The sequence below is a fragment of the Halomonas sp. R57-5 genome (assembly GCF_900070345.1).
GTDB lineage: Bacteria > Pseudomonadota > Gammaproteobacteria > Pseudomonadales > Halomonadaceae > Vreelandella > Vreelandella ventosae_B.
Genome location: NZ_LN813019.1, coordinates 535,233 through 555,604, shown reverse-complemented (window position 1 = coordinate 555,604; position 20,372 = coordinate 535,233). Strand labels below are relative to the sequence as shown.

19 protein-coding genes are annotated in these 20,372 nt (G+C 55.5%); 8 read left to right on the top strand and 11 right to left on the bottom strand.

All coding sequences use genetic code 11. From position 1 onward, the window contains the following. Nucleotides 1-30 precede the first annotated feature (30 nt). From HALO_RS02535 to HALO_RS02520, 4 genes are all read right to left on the bottom strand, one after another. Nucleotides 31-1,305, bottom strand: coding sequence for an O-acetylhomoserine aminocarboxypropyltransferase/cysteine synthase family protein (locus HALO_RS02535; RefSeq protein ID WP_050712985.1), 1,275 nt, complete (start codon nucleotides 1,303-1,305; stop codon nucleotides 31-33). 111 nt (nucleotides 1,306-1,416) lie between these two features. After that, complete coding sequence (folE2, locus tag HALO_RS02530; protein ID WP_035581359.1) at nucleotides 1,417-2,319, bottom strand: GTP cyclohydrolase FolE2; 903 nt, start codon at nucleotides 2,317-2,319, stop codon at nucleotides 1,417-1,419. Nucleotides 2,320-2,379: 60 nt separating this feature from the next. Continuing rightward, a complete protein-coding gene (locus HALO_RS02525) occupies nucleotides 2,380-3,213 on the bottom strand; it encodes a metal ABC transporter permease (protein ID WP_035581362.1) in 834 nt (277 codons plus the stop codon). Next, nucleotides 3,203-3,946: a metal ABC transporter ATP-binding protein gene (locus HALO_RS02520; protein WP_050712984.1), complete on the bottom strand. Its 744-nt coding sequence runs from the start codon at nucleotides 3,944-3,946 to the stop codon at nucleotides 3,203-3,205. The genes HALO_RS02525 and HALO_RS02520 overlap by 11 nt, the downstream gene beginning before the upstream one ends. Nucleotides 3,947-4,064: 118 nt before the next feature. Here HALO_RS02520 and HALO_RS02515 point away from each other — a divergent pair, with 118 nt between their 5' ends. Then, the gene (locus tag HALO_RS02515) at nucleotides 4,065-5,132 is read left to right on the top strand and encodes a zinc ABC transporter substrate-binding protein (RefSeq protein WP_050712983.1); all 1,068 of its coding nucleotides are present in this window, start codon (nucleotides 4,065-4,067) and stop codon (nucleotides 5,130-5,132) included. On the opposite strand, the gene HALO_RS02510 is transcribed toward HALO_RS02515, so the two are convergent. Both HALO_RS02510 and HALO_RS02505 read right to left on the bottom strand, forming a co-directional pair. Beyond that, nucleotides 5,129-5,770: a hypothetical protein gene (locus HALO_RS02510; RefSeq protein WP_035581369.1), complete on the bottom strand. Its 642-nt coding sequence runs from the start codon at nucleotides 5,768-5,770 to the stop codon at nucleotides 5,129-5,131. The genes HALO_RS02515 and HALO_RS02510 overlap by 4 nt on opposite strands. Nucleotides 5,771-6,065: 295 nt before the next feature. Beyond that, a complete protein-coding gene (locus HALO_RS02505) occupies nucleotides 6,066-7,463 on the bottom strand; it encodes an aminotransferase-like domain-containing protein (RefSeq protein WP_022521499.1) in 1,398 nt (465 codons plus the stop codon). 359 nt (nucleotides 7,464-7,822) lie between these two features. On the opposite strand from HALO_RS02505, the gene HALO_RS02500 reads away from it, so the two are divergent. The 7 genes from HALO_RS02500 to HALO_RS02470 are packed head-to-tail and all read left to right on the top strand — an operon-like array spanning nucleotide 7,823 to nucleotide 13,651. After that, complete coding sequence (locus HALO_RS02500; RefSeq protein ID WP_022521498.1) at nucleotides 7,823-8,305, top strand: MSMEG_0572/Sll0783 family nitrogen starvation response protein; 483 nt, start codon at nucleotides 7,823-7,825, stop codon at nucleotides 8,303-8,305. A gap of 14 nt (nucleotides 8,306-8,319) precedes the next feature. Beyond that, entirely contained in the window at nucleotides 8,320-9,312 is a 993-nt protein-coding gene (locus tag HALO_RS02495) for a Nit6803 family nitrilase (protein ID WP_231896797.1), read from the top strand. After that, a complete protein-coding gene (locus tag HALO_RS02490; RefSeq protein WP_035581372.1) occupies nucleotides 9,305-10,399 on the top strand; it encodes an MSMEG_0568 family radical SAM protein in 1,095 nt (364 codons plus the stop codon). Before HALO_RS02495 ends, HALO_RS02490 begins: the two co-directional genes overlap by 8 nt. 33 nt (nucleotides 10,400-10,432) lie before the next feature. Beyond that, complete coding sequence (locus HALO_RS02485) at nucleotides 10,433-11,041, top strand: MSMEG_0567/Sll0786 family nitrogen starvation N-acetyltransferase (RefSeq protein WP_035581374.1); 609 nt, start codon at nucleotides 10,433-10,435, stop codon at nucleotides 11,039-11,041. Continuing rightward, nucleotides 11,038-12,039 carry a sll0787 family AIR synthase-like protein gene (locus HALO_RS02480; RefSeq protein WP_035581376.1) on the top strand — a complete coding sequence of 334 codons (1,002 nt, stop codon included), beginning with the start codon at nucleotides 11,038-11,040 and terminating at the stop codon, nucleotides 12,037-12,039. The genes HALO_RS02485 and HALO_RS02480 overlap by 4 nt, the downstream gene beginning before the upstream one ends. Before the next feature lie 2 nt (nucleotides 12,040-12,041). Then, complete coding sequence (locus HALO_RS02475; RefSeq protein WP_035581378.1) at nucleotides 12,042-12,326, top strand: MSMEG_0570 family nitrogen starvation response protein; 285 nt, start codon at nucleotides 12,042-12,044, stop codon at nucleotides 12,324-12,326. Nucleotides 12,327-12,367: 41 nt separating this feature from the next. Next, on the top strand, nucleotides 12,368-13,651 hold the full coding sequence (locus HALO_RS02470; protein WP_035581380.1) for an MSMEG_0569 family flavin-dependent oxidoreductase: 1,284 nt from the start codon (nucleotides 12,368-12,370) through the stop codon (nucleotides 13,649-13,651). A 61-nt stretch (nucleotides 13,652-13,712) separates the two neighbouring features. Here the strand turns inward: HALO_RS02470 and HALO_RS02465 are convergent, their stop codons facing one another. The 5 genes from HALO_RS02465 to HALO_RS02445 all read right to left on the bottom strand — a co-directional run bounded on the left by HALO_RS02465 (nucleotide 13,713) and on the right by HALO_RS02445 (nucleotide 20,359). Next, complete coding sequence (locus HALO_RS02465) at nucleotides 13,713-15,095, bottom strand: L-serine ammonia-lyase (RefSeq protein ID WP_035581382.1); 1,383 nt, start codon at nucleotides 15,093-15,095, stop codon at nucleotides 13,713-13,715. 312 nt (nucleotides 15,096-15,407) lie between these two features. Then, nucleotides 15,408-16,274, bottom strand: coding sequence for a formyltetrahydrofolate deformylase (gene purU / locus HALO_RS02460; RefSeq protein ID WP_035581384.1), 867 nt, complete (start codon nucleotides 16,272-16,274; stop codon nucleotides 15,408-15,410). A gap of 62 nt (nucleotides 16,275-16,336) precedes the next feature. Then, nucleotides 16,337-16,969, bottom strand: a complete 633-nt coding sequence (locus HALO_RS02455) for a sarcosine oxidase subunit gamma (RefSeq protein WP_035581385.1) — start codon at nucleotides 16,967-16,969, stop codon at nucleotides 16,337-16,339. Continuing rightward, nucleotides 16,962-20,021 (bottom strand): sarcosine oxidase subunit alpha family protein, encoded by a 3,060-nt coding sequence (locus tag HALO_RS02450; protein WP_035581387.1) that lies wholly within the window; start codon nucleotides 20,019-20,021, stop codon nucleotides 16,962-16,964. Before HALO_RS02450 ends, HALO_RS02455 begins: the two co-directional genes overlap by 8 nt. Further along, entirely contained in the window at nucleotides 20,018-20,359 is a 342-nt protein-coding gene (locus HALO_RS02445) for a sarcosine oxidase subunit delta (protein ID WP_035581389.1), read from the bottom strand. Before HALO_RS02445 ends, HALO_RS02450 begins: the two co-directional genes overlap by 4 nt. Nucleotides 20,360-20,372 lie beyond the last annotated feature (13 nt).

Genomic DNA, 20,372 nt, shown 5'->3' with positions numbered 1-20,372 from the left:
ATGGCATTGAGATGGCGGGGGCGAAACAGACTACCCTTGAGAGGCCGCCAGCGCTTGATCAATATCCGCCAGCAGATCGTCGATATGCTCGATGCCGATCGATAGGCGCACCATATCCGGCGTGACACCAGCGGCTTTTAGTTCCTGCTCGTTGAGTTGGCGGTGCGTAGTAGAGGCGGGAATGGAAGAACAGCTTTTGGCATCGCCGATATTCACCAGGCGGAGAATCAGCGCCAGCGCATCGTAGAAGCGCTCACCAGCGGCCTGCCCACCTTCAATGCCAAAACTAAGAATTCCCGAGGCATGGCCGTTCATATAACGCTGGGCCAGCGCATGATCGGGATGGTTTTCCAAGCCAGCATAGTGCACCCAAGTGACCAACGGATGGCTTTCCAGATGCTTGGCAACCGCTAAGGCATTGGCACAGATACGCTCAATCCGTAGTGACAGCGTTTCCAACCCCTGCAGCAGGTTCCAGGCCGCCTGGGCAGAGAGCGCCGCCCCCATGTTGCGKAGTGGCACCACTCGGGCACGGGCAATAAAGGCCGCATCGCCCACATCACGGGTATAGCTCACACCGTGATAGGAGACATCAGGCTCATTGAGCAGCGGAAAACGGCTGGCATTCTCGGCCCAGGGAAAGGTGCCCGAATCAACAATCACTCCGCCCACCGTGGTGCCGTGGCCGCCGATATATTTGGTCGCCGAGTGGACGACAATATCCGCCCCGTGCTCAATCGGCCGACATAAGAACGGCGTCGCCGTGGTGTTATCGACTATTACCGGCACCCCATGACGATGCGCCGCTTCGGCGAGCTTTGCTAGGTCGACCACGCCACCCGAGGGGTTACCAATGCTTTCGCAGAAAACCGCTTTGGTACGCTCATCGATCAGCGCTTCGATGCCATCAATATCGTCTTTATCGGCAAAACGCACCTGAATGCCTTGGCGCGGCAAGGTGTGGGCAAACRGGTTGTAGGTACCGCCATACAGCTCGCTGATCGAGACAATGTTATCACCCGCTTCGGCAATGGTCTGGATCGCATAGGTAATCGCCGCCATTCCCGATGCCACCGCTAGCCCGGCGATACCGCCTTCCAACGCGGCTACCCGCTGCTCCAACACGGCGCAGGTCGGGTTCATAATGCGCGAGTAAATGTTTCCTTCCACTTTAAGATCAAACAGATCCGCCGCGTGCTGCGCGTTATCGAACGAAAACGACGTGGTTTGATGAATCGGCACCGCCACGGCGTTTTGTGAATCAGGCGAATAGCCATGGTGAAGAGCAATGGTTTCTGGCTTCATGAGAACGGCTCGCTATTTTGTTATTGAGATCCGCTAGTGATCCTAAACAAGCACTGAAGGGAAGGCCAATAATCGTTTAGCCTTCAGTGCGCTAGGCGAGCCCACACACGCTCACCAATTCCACTCACTGCGCGCCACTGCGTCATGGGCGTGCAGGCTTTCAGCATGCACAACCTTAAGCTGAAACCCTGACACCCCCGGCGCTTGCCGTAGTGCTTTATCCAGCCGCCTTGCCGCGTCTTCACAGAACATCAGGTTTTGTCCATTGGCGAGGGCAAAGGCCTGTTCATCGATACGTTTTACTGCGGTTTGTAGCGCGGTACCGAGTGCCCTCTCGATACGGTCAATCGAGTTTTCTATCGAATCCGCGAGGGGCCATTCTCCGTTTTCGCTTTCAGATAAACGCAAACTGCATTCGACACTGCTGCGCTGACTATGGGGCGTTGCGAGTATCCCTTCTTCGCTGCCTAGCCACGCAGATACCGCCGTCTTTGTTAACGGAATTTCCGCAAAATCTTCCTCAAAGGCCTGCTGAATCAGTTGCCTTGCCAGTGCCGCCGAGCAGGGGCAGGTGGACGAATAGCCCACTGTAAGGTCGAGTTCAGCCTGAAAGCCAGCGGGCGTTAATTGGCAGCGCAAGGTGAAGGGGTAACTTTTCCACCCGGCTAAAGGGCTGATCAAGGCTTGCCGCTTAAGCGGAAGCTCGCCTTCGATGCTGAGATAAGCATGCTGCGATAAGCCATCTTGGCTGGTTAAAAATGCGTTCAATATGTCCTTAACCGCTTGAAGTGTCAGCGGTGCTTCTTCAAGCGGTGCCAGCGCCAAATACAGCCGGGACATATGGATTCCCCGTGCATCAGCGTCATCCAGGCTAACCCCTGCATTGAGCGTGGCCGTCACACTGCGGCTGCCTAGGCGGATGGGGAGTGCGATGCCCTCCATGCCCACCCAGGTCAAAGCAGCCGGTGAGCGGGCGGTTTGGCTGGCTACATCAGGCAGGGTTGAAACAGTCATTTCGTTACCTCTTGGGATAGACGTGAGCGGTGAGCGAACGCAGCCCTTGCAACCACCGCGCTATTTACCGGAATGACAGGACGCGGGCTGGAGGCGCTGACGCAACAAGCGCCAGCCTTGGGTCACAACCGTGGCCAGGGTGAACAGCACAGCGGCTAGCATGACAATCGTCGGGCCGGTCGGCGTATCCATCACATAGGCGGTTCTAAGCCCTGCCGTCACCGCCAGCATGGCAATCCCCGCGGCCAGAATCGCCATAGCTTCTGGCGTGCGGCAAAAAGGCCGGGCGGTGGCCGCCGGGATGATCAGCAAGGCGGCAATCAGCAGCACGCCCACGACTTTCAACGCCACGGCGACGACCACTGCAAGCGCCAGGGTGAGAACCAGCTGTTCGCGCCGGGGTTGGATGCCGCTGGCATAGGCAAGCTCGTCACTTAACGTCGCGGTCAATAACGATGACCAGCGCCAGAAAAGCAGCGTCAGCACCAGCGCTACACCGCCGCCGATAATCCAGATATCCGTTTTCCCGACGGCCAGAATATCGCCAAACAAATAGGCGTTTAGGTCGATGCGCACCCCAGAAAGAAACGACACCGCCACCAGGCCGATGGCCAGGGCCGAGTGCGCCATTACCCCGAGCAGGGTATCCATGGCATAGCCCCGCCCACTGAGCATTGACACACAGCTCGCCATCACCAGGGCAACCGTCAGCACGCCTAAGAAGATAGAGACGTTCAATAGCAGCGCTAACGCCACCCCCAGAATGGCGGCGTGGGCGGTCGCATCGCCGAAGTAGGCCATACGCCGCCACACCACGAAACACCCTAACGGGGCGGCGGCCATGGCCACTAATACACCGGCGATCATCGCCCGCCACATAAAATCATCCAGCATTGGCGGCCTCCTCGTGCTGATGGCGGTAAAGGGCTAAGGTCTGGGCGGTCTGATCGCCAAACAGCGCCTGATAGTCCGGCGATGAGGCCACCTGCTCGGGCTTGCCCTCGCAACAGATAACGCGATTCAGGCACAGCACATGGTCGGCGGTACGCATCACGACATGGAGGTCGTGGCTGMCCATCAGTACAGCGCAGCCGTAGCTGCGGCGCACGCTTTCGATATGCTGGTAGAACTCAGCGGTACCTCGGTGATCAAGCCCTTGTGTCGCTTCATCGAGAATCAGAATATCGGGTTTTGCCAGCAGCGCCCGGGCTAACAGCACGCGTTGGAACTGGCCGCCCGATAGCTCGCTCATTGCCGCCTTGATCAATGCCTCGGCGCCGGCATCTTCCAGCGCCTTTTGCACACTGCGATGGGGGAGGCGACGGGGCAAGTTGATAAAACGCTTGACCGTCATGGGCAAGGTAGGATCCAGGTGAAGCCGCTGGGGCACATAACCGATGCGCTGCTGCGGGGCGATGGTCACCTGGCCGGAGGTGGGCGTTACCGCACCGATCAGCGTTTTCACTAGTGTGGATTTCCCMGAGCCATTAGGGCCAATCAGGGTCACCACCTGTTGCCGATATAAATCGAGATTGATGTTCTCGAGGATATGCTGTCCGCCGAAACGAACGTTCAGTTGGCGAACGTTCAGAATCGCATCGCGATCAGGAGGCTGAGMAAGCCGCATAATTGAAGGTCGTCTTTTCTGTATTTGTTATGTTATAACATGTCTATCTCGCATAGGCGAGTGTCGATGCCTATGTTCGAACCCAGAAAAGCCATAGTTGATGATGAGGAGAACCCTGATGAATAACCGTTTAGCTCGTTTGTCTTGGCCGCTATTAGCGGCTTTCCCGCTGGTTGCCGCCGCAGAAGTGCCGCATGTTGCGGTGGATATTCCGCCGGTGTATTCGCTTGTCGCTAAGGTGATGGGGGATCGCGGCGATCCTGAGCTGTTTATCCAGCCTGGTGCTTCGCCGCATGGTTATTCGCTACGGCCTTCCGAAGCACAATCCCTCGATGATGCGGATCTGGTGGTATGGGTAAGCGACGCGCTGACGCCCTGGCTATCAGGCCCCATTGACAACCTGGCGGGTGATGCACGCCACCTTGAGCTATTGGATGAGCCCGGAACGACGACATTGGAATACCGCGAAGGCGCGACCTTTGCGCTCAACAATGGGGATGAACACGGTCACGAGCACCATGACCACGACCACGACCACGACCACGACCACGACCACAATAAGCATGATCATGGCGATCMCGAACACCMCCATCATGAAGACAGCCATGCAGMCAGCCATGACGAAAGTGGGCACGATCATGACCACCACGGCCATAATCACAGCCATACCGGCATGAACCCCCATGCCTGGCTGGATCCTGACAATGCACGCCGTTGGCTGGATGCCATCGCCGAACAGTTAAGTGAGATCGACCCTGATAACGCAGCGTACTATCGCGACAACGCCGCCCAGGGGAAAGAGGACTTAACCAGCCTTCAGGAACATATTCAGGATCGTTTGGCCAACAGCGCCGACACACGCTTTATTGTTTTCCATGATGCTTACCAGTATTTCGAGGAGGCCTTTAACGTCCAAGCGGCAGGGGCCATTTCCATCGGCGACGCATCGTCACCCAGCCCGGCGCGTATTGAGGAACTGCAGACGCTGGTGAATGACGAAAATATCCAGTGCGTGTTTAGTGAACCTCAGTTCAATCCGCAGATGGTTAATAATGTCTTTGGCGATACGTCTGCTTATATCGGCGTCATGGATCCCTTGGGCGTGGGTCTGACGCTGGATGCTGGCCTTTACGATGCGTTGCTGGAACAACTGGCTAATGAGATTGCGCGCTGCACCGACGGCTAAACAGCTTTTTTCTTAAACAGCTTGCCGAGTTGATAGAGGTCGTGCATATATCTATCAAACTTCGTAATAAGCAGTGAAGCAAAGATAAAGGCATAAATCAGCAGCATTACTGCCATGGGGTCGTTTAACCAAGCCAGCCAAGGTGTCGAGACTGGATAACCCAGCGTATAAACACTCATGGCAGCCAGTAGCTGAACCAAGAAACAGTTCAAAATGACCAGTGTAATCAACGCTGCGCGTATATTGGTACGCGGCAGCGTTGTTTTCCAAAACAGCAAGTGACGCACTTTTACGCTGTTTACATTCGCACTGCTATCGCCGTTAAAGCACAACCGCGCTTTACGCCGCAACAAAGGAATCGCGTAGACGCCTTTTTCCTCTTCAGCAAAAGCCTTCAGTGCGATATCCCGATCGAGATTAGGGCTCAAGGCATTGGCTGCCGCTTGATCAAAGTCTGGCCGGGCATGGGTTTGCGTGGCGGTTTTGGCTTGGTCAGAAAGCGCTTGTAAGTGGCTTTTATCAGCCTTCGACAACTTTTTATCGTTGCCGACGTTGATGTTGTAATGAATTTCATACACCTGATACAGAGCTGCGGTCACGCCCACAAAGATCATCAAAAAGACAATATATATCAACATATTAACGGGCACCTCCTAAACAAAACCGAACCAGCTAGGCGATAAATTGCTTTGTTAGCGTTCAAACTAACTTAAGGACTATGCCTATGCACAGCTGACAAGTACAGGCTCAGAAAGCCTCAAAAAAGCCGGATCAGACGACGGATCGCAACCGTGGTAGTGCTCCACAGCGTGCATTAAAATAAGGAGATAAGAACCCCTAGCCACTTATCGCCGAAGATAATGGGCGTTAAACTGCTTTTACTATTCGTCTGGCTAATCAATACCAAACCGTCACGAGGACAGTTGACCAAGGTTACATCGTCAGAGATGACAGATAGGCAGGCTGGTCGATGATATCCGCCACATAATGCAGCCTTTCCTCCCAGTCCTCTCTTGTCAGTTGACCACCGAAGCACAAGCGCAGAGCTTCAGGGGGATGGTTGTCGGTACTAAAAGCAGCGCTGGCAACCGCACTAACGCCATGTGAACGTAATTGCACCGCCAGCTCTGAAGGGTTCCAGCCAGAGTGCTTGGGCAGCTTGAGCCATAGGTGGAAAGCACCTTTGGCAGACACGATGCGCTGACGTCCCAGAATCTTCTCGGCTATTTCAAGGCGGGCAATGGCCTCGATACGGATCGCTTTAAGCATGGCATCTGCCGTCCCATCGGTTATCCACTCAGTGACCAGGGCGTCAATCAGCGGGCTGGACATCACCGAGGTGGCTCGAAGCGCCCCAGCGGTTCTCTGCGCCTGTCGCTTGGTGGGGGCGTGTAGGAATCCTGATCGCAAACCGGGGCCAAAACACTTGGCAGTCCCCGTCAGATAGTAAGTGAGCTCAGGGGCCAAGTTAGCAATAGGGACGATCTTCTCTTCGCTGAGCATGGTGTAAGCATCATCTTCAATAATCGGGATGCTATAGCGCAAGGCAACATCGGCCAAAGCTTCACGACGCCCCAAGGGAATAGTCGTCGTCGTGGGGTTTTGGATGGTGGGATTAATGTACAAAACGGCCACTTGACCCTGCTTACAGATATCCTCGAAGGAGCGAACAAGAGGGCCATCGGAGTCACGCTCCAATGAATGCAGGGTCAGCCCGAGCTGGGCCGCAATAGCCTTTAGGCCGGGGTAGACCAGGCTTTCGACACAAATTAGCTGACCTGGGGCTACCAACTGCATCAGTAGCCCAACCAGGCCGCTGTGAATACCGGGGCATATCAAGACCTGTTCCAGTGTCGTGTTGTCCAGCCGCCGATCCAGCCATTGGAGCGCAGCCACACGGTCATGATGGCTGCCACCAAAGGTTTGATAACGCAGCAGTGAGTAAAGATCACGCTGGGCCAACACCGAGATAGCGCTATCGCGTACTCGTTCAATCAACGTCGGTATAGCGGGCTCAATCATTAGGTTCATGGTCATCTCATAACCACTGCTCGGCTTCACTGACACTGCCTTACCTTTAATAAAAGTGCCCGAGCCCGGATGCGAGTCAATCAAGCCTCGCAGCTTAGCTTCGTTATAGGCACGCGCCGCCGTCGTGTAATTGATACTCAAAGCCCCCGCCAGTTCTCTCAGCGGGGGCAGTCGCTCGCGGGGCTGCAGCCGACCACTACCGATATCTTCAGCAATCAATTCAGCGACCAGACGATAAGCTGGCTGGCTGACCTCCTTGTCTAAACGTTTTCGCCAGCGTTCCAGCTCAGATGTATGCATATCTTCTCCGTCGTTAAATAAACATTGTTACCTACTCTTCTTATCGACCAAAACTTATCACTGATGGGCTAAAGATTGCACAAATAAAAAATTGATTGCATATGTACTTAATGGTGCAAAACACACTTTCATTGCACAAATAAGGTGAAAAACACAGTTTTTTTGAAACATTAGCCTTTTATTATTTTTTTAGCCTAAAAATTTGGTCAATTTTTAGGCTTAGAGCGACCTACATGATCGACAATTGATTGGATCAATAAGCATATCAATTGGCACGTCGATTGCTCCGTATTGATCGTACCGCTTGTGTAAGCACGGCGGTTAACGACTCTCCCACTCGCAATAAACGGAGCTTAGACATGCCTACAGTGACGCAACCACTCAACAAGAAAGGCGATTTTCTGGTCGACTACGAAGAGAAGGTTTTTGAAGACGTAAAAGCGAAACCAGGCGAAAAAGCCCTGGTAACTTTTCATACGGTTGCCTTTGAGGGGTCGATCGGCTTCGTGAATATGCTGCAGGCAACGCGTTTGCTGCGTAAAGGCTTTGAAACCTCCATCTTACTGTATGGCCCCGGGGTCACTTTGGGCGTACAGCGGGGCTTCCCCACCCTGGGTGATGAAGCGTTCCCCGGCCACATGAACTTCAACAATCAGTTGACCAAGTTTATGGCCGAGGGAGGCAAGGTCTACGCCTGCCGCTTTGCTCTTCAAGCMCTCTATGGTCATGGCGAACCGTCACTCATTGAGGGCATCCGCGCGATCAATCCACTGGATGTGCTTGACCTCAAGCTGCTTCACGTGCGCGACGATGCACTGATCATCGATACCTGGACGGTCTAAGGGGAGCAGCGGTCATGGCACAAGCAAACATGACAGGAACGACCATAGTGCGGGCCGCTGCCGCTCAGCTTTCTCCCGATCTTGAGAGTGTTGGCGGCACGCTGGTCAAGGTACTGGATGCAATCGACGAAGCGGCCAGCAAGGGGGCTGAGCTGATCGTGTTCCCCGAAACCTTCGTTCCCTACTATCCGTACTTTTCATTTGTCTACCCCGCCGTGGCCTGTGGCGCCGAGCACTTACGGCTGTATGAACAGGCCGTGGTGGTACCAGGCCCGATCACTGATGCTGTCGCTGAGCGCGCTCGCACCCTGAGCATCGTCGTCGTGCTTGGCGTTAATGAGCGTGATCATGGCACCCTCTACAATACTCAACTGATCTTTGATAGCGACGGGCGTCTGTTGCTGAAACGCCGAAAGCTCACGCCGACCTACCACGAACGCATGATTTGGGGCCAGGGCGATGCCTCGGGCTTGAAGGTAGTGGATAGCGCCGTGGGCCGTGTTGGCGCCCTGGCCTGCTGGGAGCACTACAATCCGTTGGCACGTTATGCCCTGATGACCCAGCACGAGCAGATCCACTGCAGCCAGTTTCCTGGCTCGCTGGTCGGCCCAGTCTTTGCGGATCAAATTGAGGTAACCATCCGTCATCACGCCCTTGAAGCGGGCTGTTTCGTGGTTAACGCCMCCGGCTGGCTAACCGACTCCCAAATCGAATCCATTACCCCCGACACCACGCTACAACGTGCTCTGCGTGATGGCTGTAACACCGCCATTATCTCGCCAGAAGGTAAGCACTTGGCCGAGCCGCTGAGCAAAGGAGAAGGCATCGTTATTGCCGACCTGGATTTCGCCCTGATTACCAAGCGTAAGCGAATGATGGATTCGGTGGGCCACTATGCGCGCCCTGAACTGTTGAGCTTAGCCATTAACGATATGCCCGCCCACTGCTGCCAGCCACTGGCCACTTCCGCTCAGGGCCATAATGCCCAAGGAGATGAAGATGAGTAAGCTCGCCGATCGCTCACGCTTGTTCACCGAACTTCAAACCCATGGCGTACGCCTGCAGGATGCATCACAAGAGCATGTCAGCCGACGGGGCGGCGCTGGCCCTTCTGACCATCAGGCAATAACCATCGATGGAATCACTATGATGGTGCCCGTCTATACCCAGTCGGCATGGCGTTCACCGTTTAGCGTAGTGTCAGGTGATGAAGGGCATAGGCTGACTGAAAACACGATTCCTATGGCCGATATTACCTTTGCAGATACGCCCCACTTCTACGACCTGCAAACCGCTGACGGCGTCCCCTACACGCATATCGCCACCTTGCATAGCCGCGATGTACTGGCCACGACGGTACTGCAAACATGCATCCGCTATGAGAGCAGGCGCAAAGCCTGCAAATTCTGCTCGATTGGTCAATCACTCCAAGCCGGGCGCACCATTGCGCATAAGTCCCCAGACCAACTGGCCGAGGTGGCTAAGGCCGCTGTCGAGCTCGACGGTGTCAAACATATGGTCATGACTACCGGAACGCCAGCCACGTCTGACCGAGGAGCCAGCGTCCTTTGCGAAAGTGCCAGGGCCATCAAAGCGGCCGTGGATCTTCCGCTGCAAGGGCAGTGCGAACCACCTAAGGATCCCGTTTGGTATGCCCGCATGAAGGAAGCTGGCATTGACAGCCTGGGCATGCATCTCGAAGTGGTCACACCTTCGCTAAGAAAAACGCTAATGCCAGGCAAGGCCGAGGTTGGCATCGAAGAGTATATGCAGGCGTTTCGCGATGCTGTTGACGTCTTTGGCCGCGGGCAAGTCAGCACTTATATTCTTGCCGGGCTCGGGGATACCCGCGAGGCCATTCTGGAAACCTGCCAACACCTAATCGAAATCGGCGTTTATCCCTTTGTAGTGCCGTTCGTGCCGATTAACGGCACGCCATTAGAAGATCATAAGCCGCCCAGCGCCGACTTTATGGAGTCGATCCTGGCGCCGTTGGGCAGACGTCTCAAGCTCGCAGCGTTGCGCTCTAGCGATATCAAAGCGGGCTGCGGGCGTTGCGGTGCCTGTTCAACGTTGTCTGAGTACGAGCGCTAACAGCACGCGAAACGCTTAATAGAGGAGTGCCCGATGATGTCAACATCCGACGCCTATTCGGCCTATTCCAACTACCGGATCAAGTGGGCGAGCCTGCCTTGGGAAACCGATGAAGCACTGGCATTGCGGCGGCGCGTTTTCTGCGATGAGCAGGCAATATTTGATCAGGACGACCGAGATGCCATCGATGACTCAGCCCACCTACTCGTCGCTTTAGGGTGCACAGGAGGATGGTATGAGCAAGTGGTGGGGACAGTGCGTATTCACGAATCAGAACCTGGACTCTGGCATGGTTCGCGTCTTGCTGTTGACCCAGCCTTCCGCGCCCAAGGCCGCCTAGGCTCCACGCTGATTCGGCTGGCCGTCTCCAGCGCTCATGCATTGGGCTGCCAACGCTTTTTGGCCCGGGTACAGGCCCAGAATGAGGCTCTTTTTCAACAGTTGCACTGGCGAAGCATTGGAGAGGAGTTAATCCTTGATCGACCTCATGTCGTCATGGAGGCCGACCTTACCCACTACCCCCCTTGCCACTCTCCTCTTAGCGGCTTTGTTGTGCCTGGGCGTCAACGCCAACCTCTCGCTGAGCTGGCGCCTGGGCTGCTTAAGATCCTTTCAGCCCCCGCACTGAGACAAGCATCATGAGCCAAAAGCAACGACTCGACCTAACAGAACTGCTCCAGAAAGTGCACGATTATAGTGGTCTTGCCCATAAGGCCGATATCGCGCGGATCGCTCCCAACCTGACAGCACTGCCCGATGGCTGGCATCCCAACGGCGACGATACCGCGGCCATTCCCAGCGGCGAAGGCTACACACTGTTGGCGATGGAAGGGCTACTTACCGCCTTCGTCGCCGAGGATCCTTGGTTTGCTGGCTGGTGTTCGGTGATGGTTAACGTCAGTGATATCGCCGCAATGGGCGGGCGGCCCCAGGCAATCGTCAATGCTCTATGGAGCCATGACCCAGAAAGCGCTGAACTCATTGCCAAAGGCATGCGTGAGGCCGCCGACACCTTCCGCATTCCCATCGTCGGTGGCCACACCAACCTTCGCTCCAATCAGCCGCAATTGGCGGTCGGCATCCTGGGTCGAGCCCAATGCCTGCTGAGCAGTTTTGCGGCGCGGCCTGGGCAGCTATTAGTGGCGGCTATCGACCTGCGCGGCGCCTATCAAGCGCCCTATCTGAATTGGAACGCGGCCACAACGGCGCCCGCTGAGCGTTTGCGTGGCGACATCGAACTACTTCCCTGTATTGCTGAAGCGGGCTTGGCTAGCGCCGCTAAAGATATTAGTCAGGCCGGTCTCCTCGGTACCACCTTAATGCTCATGGAGAGCGCTGATGTAGGTGTGAGCATTAACCTTGACGCCATCCCGAAACCCGAGAAAGTCACTTGGGAAGACTGGTTATGCACCTTCCCTAGCTTCGGTTACCTGCTCACCACGGATAATGAGCACCTTCCCATGCTGCTAGAGCGCTTCCGTGCCCGTGGCATCGCCGCCGCGCAGATCGGCGAGATCGTTTCCTCACCTCAGCTCTGGGTAGAAACCGACAATGATCGCCAGTTGTTCCATGACCTTGCAACGACTCCATTAACCGGACTGAGTCGCCCCCAAATGCCCATTCCCCAACAGGAGCTTTGAGCATGCCAGCCATACACTTCCACGTTCGCTGGCCAGATGGCAGCGAAGACCAGTGTTACTCACCCTCTACCGTCGTAAAGGAGTACTTCCAGGTCGGCGAGCGTCTCAGCGTCGATGCTTTTGTGGAGCGCGCCGACACAGCCTTAGAGGCAGCCAGCCAGCGCGTCGAACAAAAATTCGGCTTCTTCTGCTCCAGTGCCATTGATCAGTCGACGGTCATCAAGGCCAAAGCCCAGCAGTTTGGCAATAATCCGCAGGACATGGTCGAAATTATCCGCATCGACTAGCCCATCAAACATCTCATCAATCGTTGCAAAGAGAGAGCGATATGAAAGACCTACGTAAGCACTATTCTGCCATTATCATCGGTGGCGGTCAGGCGGGGCTATCCGTCAGCCACTACCTTCAACAACAGGCAATCGGCCATCTCGTTATAGAGAAACACAGCTTAATGCATAGCTGGCAGACAGCGCGTTGGGATTCATTCACCTTAGTGACGCCGAATTGGCAGTGCCAGCTACCCGATCATCCCTACGACGGGGATGATCCTAAAGGCTTTATGAAACGAGACGACGTCGTCGCTTACCTTGACCGCTTTGCCACCAAGGTTCAGCCTCCCGCCCTCGAAGGCGTTGCCGTTAATCGCGTCAGTCTGAATAGCAATGGGAAGTACGAAGTGAAGAGTTCCGCGGGTGAGTTTAGCGCGGATCAGGTCGTGGTGGCCTCCGGCGGTTATCATCTCCCTATCATTCCACGTATGGCAGAGCGATTGCCCGATCGGTTGTTCCAGCTACATTCCGCGGAATACCGAAGCCCTGAACAGTTACCCGAGGGGGCAGTGTTGGTGGTGGGCTCCGGCCAATCTGGCGCCCAGATTGCCGAAGACCTKCACATTGCTGGGCGAAAAGTCTTCCTCGCCACCGGTGATGCCCCGCGCGTGGCGCGTCAATATCGCGGCAAAGATGTTGTCGAATGGCTTGATGAAATGGGCTACTACGAGATGTCGGTCGATCAGCACCCATTACGTGAGGGAGTAAGAGATAACACCAACCACTATGTCACAGGMCGTGACGGGGGTCGGGAGATCGACCTGCGCAAGTTCGCTCTCGAAGGTATGGAGCTATTCGGGCTATTAGAAGAGTACCGCAATGGGGACTTTATCTTTCGCGATAATTTGAAAGCCAACCTCGATCATGCCGACAGTGTTTACTGCAACATAAACCAGCGAATTGATGCCTACATCGCTTCCCAGGGTATCGAGGCCCCACCAGCGCCCGAGTACACGCCATGCTGGGAACCGAACCAAGAGCGTTCCGAGCTAAATCTGGTCGACGCAGGGATTAGCGCCGTTATCTGGTGCATCGGCTTTCGCCCTGACTTTCACTGGCTTGATGCTTCGGTATTCAATGGTCAGGGCCATCCCATACACAAACGCGGTGTCACCCAACAGCCCGGCCTCTACTTTATTGGCCTGCCATGGCTGCATACCTGGGGCTCTGGGAGGTTCTCTGGCGTGGCGGCTGACGCTGAGTACTTGGTTGAACGCATCAAAGCTTATCAGCGACAACAGGATGCGGCGTTACAACCGCTCTCGGAGAAAGCGTCCGCCTGACGCGATTCACACTAGCCATTGAGTTGCTATCAGAGGGTTGCTGCATCGTTACTAGGGCTTGTTAACACTCAATAGCATTCACAGCTAAGCCACCTTTAGATGTTTCTTTGTATTTATCCAACATGTCTCTGCCGGTATCGCGCATGGTACGAATTACCTTGTCCAACGAGATAAAGTGAGTGCCATCACCACGCAGTGCCATTTGAGCGGCATTGATCGCCTTTACCGTTGCGATGGCATTGCGCTCGATACAGGGAATCTGAACTAACCCACCCACAGGGTCACAGGTTAATCCTAAATTGTGCTCCAAGCCGATTTCGGCCGCATGCTCGACTTGTTCGGGCGTGCCCCCCATCACATCAGCCAAGCCAGCGGCTGCCATGGCACAAGCCGACCCGACTTCCCCCTGGCAGCCCACTTCGGCGCCGGAGATTGAGGCATTTTTCTTGCACAGAATGCCAATGGCGCCTGCCGCCAGCAAAAAATCCACCACGTTTTTTTCGCAGGCGTTCGGCTGAAACTTCATGTAGTAGTGCAAAACGGCCGGAATGATACCTGCGGCACCGTTGGTGGGCGCCGTCACCATCCGCCCACCCGCAGCGTTCTCTTCGTTAACGGCGAGTGCAAAAATATTCACCCACTCCATCGCTGAGAACGTTGAGGCTATCAGGCAATCATTCTGCTCTGCCGCTTGCAGATGCTGGTGAAGCAGCTTAGCCCTGCGCTTAACGTTTAACCCGCCCGGCAGTATCCCTTCGTGAGTTAATCCATTGTCGATGCATTCACACATCACTTGCCAGATACGCCACAGTTCGTTTCTGACCTCCTCCTCCGTCCGCCATACTTTCTCATTTTCCAGCATCAGCCGGCTGACACTGAGCTGCTCTTTTTTACATAGCGCCAGGAGTTCGTCTGCGGTATCGAAGTTGTAAGGAATGGTAACGCCACCCAAATCGTCCAGCGGCATATCCACCTGGGCCTGTTCAACCACGAAGCCGCCGCCCACCGAGTAATAGGTATTTTGATACACCAAGTCGCCCTGATGCGTAAAAGCCGCCAGCTTCATGGCATTAGGGTGATGCGGCAAGCTCTCTTCATGGAAATAGAGGTCACTCTCCCAAACAAACTTCACTGTTTTTTGTCGGCCAAGCTGTAATGATTGGCTCTCTTTAAGCGCCTGAATGGCTGGTTCAATAATAGAGGGATCTATTGTGCTAGGGCGTTCACCCATCAATCCCATAATAATTGCGTTATCGGTGGCATGTCCGATACCCGTGGCGGACAACGAGCCATAAAGATGGACTTCAAGATGCCCTACCTCATCAAGCAGGCTGTTTTCGCGCAGGGTTGTGACATACTTAAAAGCCGCCTGCATGGGCCCGACGGTATGGGAACTGGAGGGGCCTACTCCAATCTTAAAAAGGTCGAAAACACTGATAGGCATTGGAGCACCTCTTGACGTATAAACAGGGGAAAGTCAGGCGGTGCCTGACAATTTCAATAAGTTATTGATGTGATGATAAATAAAACTAATCTATCTTTTATTGATGATATTTTTATATTTATAAAATCATATTTTTAGGCACGGCTTATCACACATAACAAGGGGTTACATATCGCTCTGGCAAAAGCTTAGCAACGACAGCAACCCAGTTATAAAAGCGCGCTCAAACTGTTTGCGTTTATTAACAACAGCATTAGGCAAAAAGCATTGGTTACAAAAAGACTAGTTACCAAAAAGCTAGTTACCAAAAAGCTAGTTGCCAAAAACGACTGTGCGCCCTGAATAAAAGAACACGCGGCGTTCCAAATGATAGCTAATCGCTCTAGCCAGGGTGAGGCACTCGATATCACGCCCCTTGGCAACCAGATCCTCCGGGTAGTGGGTGTGATCCACAGGCTCGACCCCCTGGGCAATAATCGGCCCTTCATCAAGGTCATTATTAATGTAGTGGGCCGTTGCGCCGACCAGCTTAACCCCTTTCTCATACGCCTGATGATAAGGCTTAGCGCCTTTAAAACCGGGCAGCAGCGAGTGATGAATATTGATCGCCCGTCCGGCTAATAACTCACACATGGAAGGTGAAAGCACCTGCATATACCTTGCCAGCACCACCAGTTCAGCGTCGGTTTCCGCGATGATGTCGCGTATCTGCGATTCCTGCTGCAATTTCGTCTCGGGCGTGATCGGCAGGTAGTGGTAGGGCAAATCGTGCCATGCTGCCAACGGCTCCAGATCAGGATGATTGGAAATCACTGCTTTGATATCCAGCGGAAGCTGCCCTGTCCGATAACGGTAGAGCAGATCATTCAAGCAGTGATCGGCCTTGGAAACCATAATCACGGTGCCGGTGCGTTTGCCAGGGGCCGTCAACTCGAACTGCATGTCGAATTCGCTCGCCCGCGCTGAAAAATCGGTGTGAAAGCGCTCTTCATGAAACTCATCTTGCTCGGGGCGAAACTCGGCGCGAATGAAAAAGCGTCCGCCCAGCCGATCATCGAAAGAGTTGAGTTCAGTGATATAGCACTGCTGCTCTTTCAAGAAACGCGTGACGACATCCACCGTTCCCAAGCGACTAGGGCATTGGGCGGCAAGTATCCAGGTATCACTCATTCGACTCATAGTGAATGTATCTCTATTAGCGGCAGATCGTAGCGGCCGAAACAGTGTTCCGGCCTGCCAACTTATTGTTCTACGTTAACGCCGTACTCTGACCCGGCATCCAGTAACCAGCGATAGCAGTAGTCAGCAAAACTGCGCCGCACAACTAACTCCCAGCGCTCTTCACTGGGGCGGCGAATAATCGTGGTCGCCTTAGCGAAGACGGTGGTGACACCCTTCCCCACTGGAAAATTGCTGGGGTGAACATCGTAGATCACCGTTTTCATCAACAACTCTCGGGCCGCCTCGCCGGAAAGCTCTATGAGGGTCTGCCCACCGCTGACATCGCTGATCGCAAAGTGGGCGCTGCCCAAATGCTCACGCAGCTTGGTCTCCAGCGGGAACTCCTCACCTCCGGGTACGATCACCAGCCACTCGTCCGGGGAAAGCCACTGGATAGAACGTTCACCGCTGGCATCGTGCACCAACGCCTGGGGTTGTCCAGGCAGGCTGATGCCCAGCACGTCGCGCACCGCCTCGTCGAGAACGATAGCGCCACCCCGCAGGATCAGATGCCCAAGCATTGCCCGCTCGCGTAGCTTAAGCCGGTAACCACTGCCCCGAGGCGCGCCACTGTGACGATAGCTATAGGCTAACGGGGGTTCTACCGGGATAGCGGTATCAGTACGGGTGTCGAAGGTGGCCGCGTTAGACATGCTGGCGCTCTCCCTTGGGGTCGTAGAAAATGGTGCTGACGATTTCAGCTTCATGGGTCTGGCCGTCTGCCATGGGCAAATAAACCGTTTCGCCCAACTTCTGATGGCCACCCTTAACCACCGCTAGCGCAAACCCTGAATCCAGAACCGGGCTGTAGTAGCTGGAGGTGACGTGACCCACCATCGGCATAGGGATCGCATGCTTGGGATCAAACACGATCTGGGCCCCCTCTTCGAGAACCACCTTCGGGTCCTTCGGCCTGAGTCCCACCAGCTGCTTGCGGTTCTCACGCTTGGTGTCACTGCGTGTCAGGGCCCGCTTACCAATCCATGAGTAGGGCTTGTCATAGCCGATCGCCCAATGCATGCCCAGGTCTTCCGGCGTCACCGAGCCGTCGGTTTCCTGGCCCACGATGATGAAGCCCTTTTCAGCGCGCAGAACGTGCATAGTTTCGGTGCCATAGGGCGTCAAACCATACTTCTCGCCATGCTTGAACAGGGTCTGCCACACATGCATGGCGTAGTTTGCCTGCACGTTGATCTCAAAGGTCAGCTCGCCGGTAAAAGAGATGCGGAAGACTCGGGCAGGCACCCCTGCCACTTTCCCGGATCGCCAATCCATAAACTTGAAGCTTTCGCGGTCAAGATCGATATCACTGATCTCGGCGAGCAGCTTGCGTGCTTCCGGACCGGTGATGGTCATGGTGGCCCAGTGGTCAGTCACCGATGAGAAATAGACATCCAGTTCCGGCCATTCGGTCTGATGCCACAACTCCAGCCATTCCAGGATCGCTGCCGCGCCACCGGTAGTGGTGGTCATCAAAAAGTGGTTATCGGCCAGGCAGCTGGTCACACCGTCGTCGGTGACCATGCCATCGTCTTTGCACATCAGACCGTAACGGCACTTGCCTACCGCCAGTTTTTCCCACTTGTTGGTGTAAATCCGCGCCAGTAACTCACGCGCATCCGGCCCTTGAATATCGATCTTGCCAAGCGTCGAGGCATCGAGGATACCGACCTTCTCGCGCACGGCCAGACACTCGCGAGCCACTGCCTCGTGCATCGTCTCGGTTTTTCCATTCTCCTTCTGTGGATAATACCAGGGGCGCTTCCACTGACCGACATCCTCGAACTCAGCGCCGCGCTCAACGTGCCACTGATGAAGCGCGGTATAACGCTCGGGGTCGAACAGGTCACGGCAGTGGCGACCAACAATGGCGCCGAAGGTGACCGGGGTATAGTTGGGACGGAACACCGTGGTGCCCACCTCAGGAATGGAGCGCCCCAGACAGCGGGCGGCAATCGCCATACCGTTGATATTGCCCAATTTGCCTTGGTCGGTACCGAACCCCATCGCGGTATAGCGCTTGATGTGCTCGATGGACTCAAAGCCCTCCCGAGTTGCCAGCTCGATGCCCGCCGCGGTGACGTCGTTCTGTAGGTCGACGAACTGTTTAGGCCCGCGCAGGGTGGGCTTTTCATGGGGCACTTGAAACAGTGCTACCGCTGGCCCTTGCTGAAGGCGTTCGGTGCTAGGCAGGCTGATTGGCTGGGCAGAGTGCCCCGTGGCGGCCGCCGCTCTGATGCCCGCTTCGACACCCTCCGCGAGTACATCACACAAGGCATAGGTGCCATTAGCACCACCACACGCCTGAACACCCTTCACCAGCCCCGGCACAAAGCCGAGAATATCGTCACGCCAGGTAGGCCGCGCACCGGTGTGGGAAGCTAGGTGAATCACCGGGCTATAGCCGCCGGAGCTGGCGATGGTATCGCAGGCCAGCTCCTGGATTGGGCCACTCACTTTGAAAGCGTCAATATCGATCTTGGCCACCCGCGCGGCGGTAACCCGATTGCTGCCCTTCGCCTCTATCACGGCACTGCCGGGGATGATTTTGATGCCCTGGGCGCGTGCGGCCTCGACCCAGTCACCATCTGGTGCCTCACGGGCATCAACGATAGCCACAACCTCGCAGCCGGCCTCTTTCCAGTCTAAGGCGGCGCGATAGCCATAGTCGTTGCTGGTGGAGAGCACCAATTGGCGCCCCGGCACCGCGCCATAGCGTCGAATGTAAGTAGACACAGCGCCCGCCAACAGATTACCCGGCACATCGTTACCCGCATAAACCAGCGGCCGCTCGTGGGCGCCAGTAGCCAGGATCACTTGGCCGACGCGTACCCGATGCATTCTGGAGCGCACTGGGCGGTGGCCATTGACGACAGGGGCCGTTTCGCCCAAATGCTCAGTACGCCGCTCGTGCAGCGTCACAAAATTATGGTCGTGGTATCCGTTAGCGGTAGTGCGGGGCAACAACGTAACGTTCTCGCATCCGGCTAACTCTTCCAGCACCCCAGCAGCCCACTGGGCTGCTGGGGTGCCATCCAGAGTTTCGCGGCTATCCAGTAGTGAGCCACCCATCTCTTCCTGTTCATCGGCCACCATCACCCGGGCACCGCTGCGCGCGGCAGCCAGCGCCGCCGCTAAGCCAGCAGCACCCGCGCCGATAACCAGCACATCACAATGCTGATTGAGGTGATCATAGCTATCTGGATCGGGTTCCATGGGGCTGCGGCCCAGTCCCGCCGCCTTGCGAATGTACTTCTCGTAGGTCAGCCACATCGACGCCGGGGCCATAAAGGTCTTGTAGTAGAAGCCCGGCGGCATAAACTGCCCGCCCAGCTTGCCAACCAGGCCCATTAAATCGCGCTGAACATTTGGCCAGCCGTTAGTGCTACAGGCGGTTAAGCCGTTAAACAGTGCCTGCTGGGTAGCGCGCACATTGGGCACCTGGGCCGCTTCGTTGCTACCCAACTGAACGATGGCATTGGGCTCTTCGGCGCCAGCGGCAACGATGCCTCTGGGGCGTGAGTACTTAAAGCTGCGATTAACGATATCCACGCCATTCGCCAGCAGCGCTGAAGCCAGCGTATCGCCTGGGTGCCCTTGGTAATGCTGACCGTTAAAGGTAAAACTCAGCGTGCGGGAGCGATCAATACGCCCGCCCGTGTTAAGGCGAAACGCTTGCTGTTGATGCTGCTTGGACTGGCTCATGCCCGCACCTCTTCTTGATCGCTTACCGCAGCGGCTTCGCGGTGATGACTCTGGCTCTCGGCGGTAATCGACGGCTGCTCGCCCATTTTGTAGGTCTCGAGAATGTCGTAGCTCACGGTATGGCGCGTCACGTTGAAAAATTTACGGCAGCCCACCGCATGCACCCACATTTCGTGATGTACACCTCGGGGGTTGTCGCGGAAAAACAGGTAGTTTCCCCACTCTTCGTCACTACACGCCTCAGGCTCTTTAGGTCGCTCAATATGCGCCTGGCCCTTGGGGTGGAACTCCTCTTCTTCACGGTGTTCGCCGCAGTAAGGGCAGTAGATATAGAACATTTGGATACTCCTC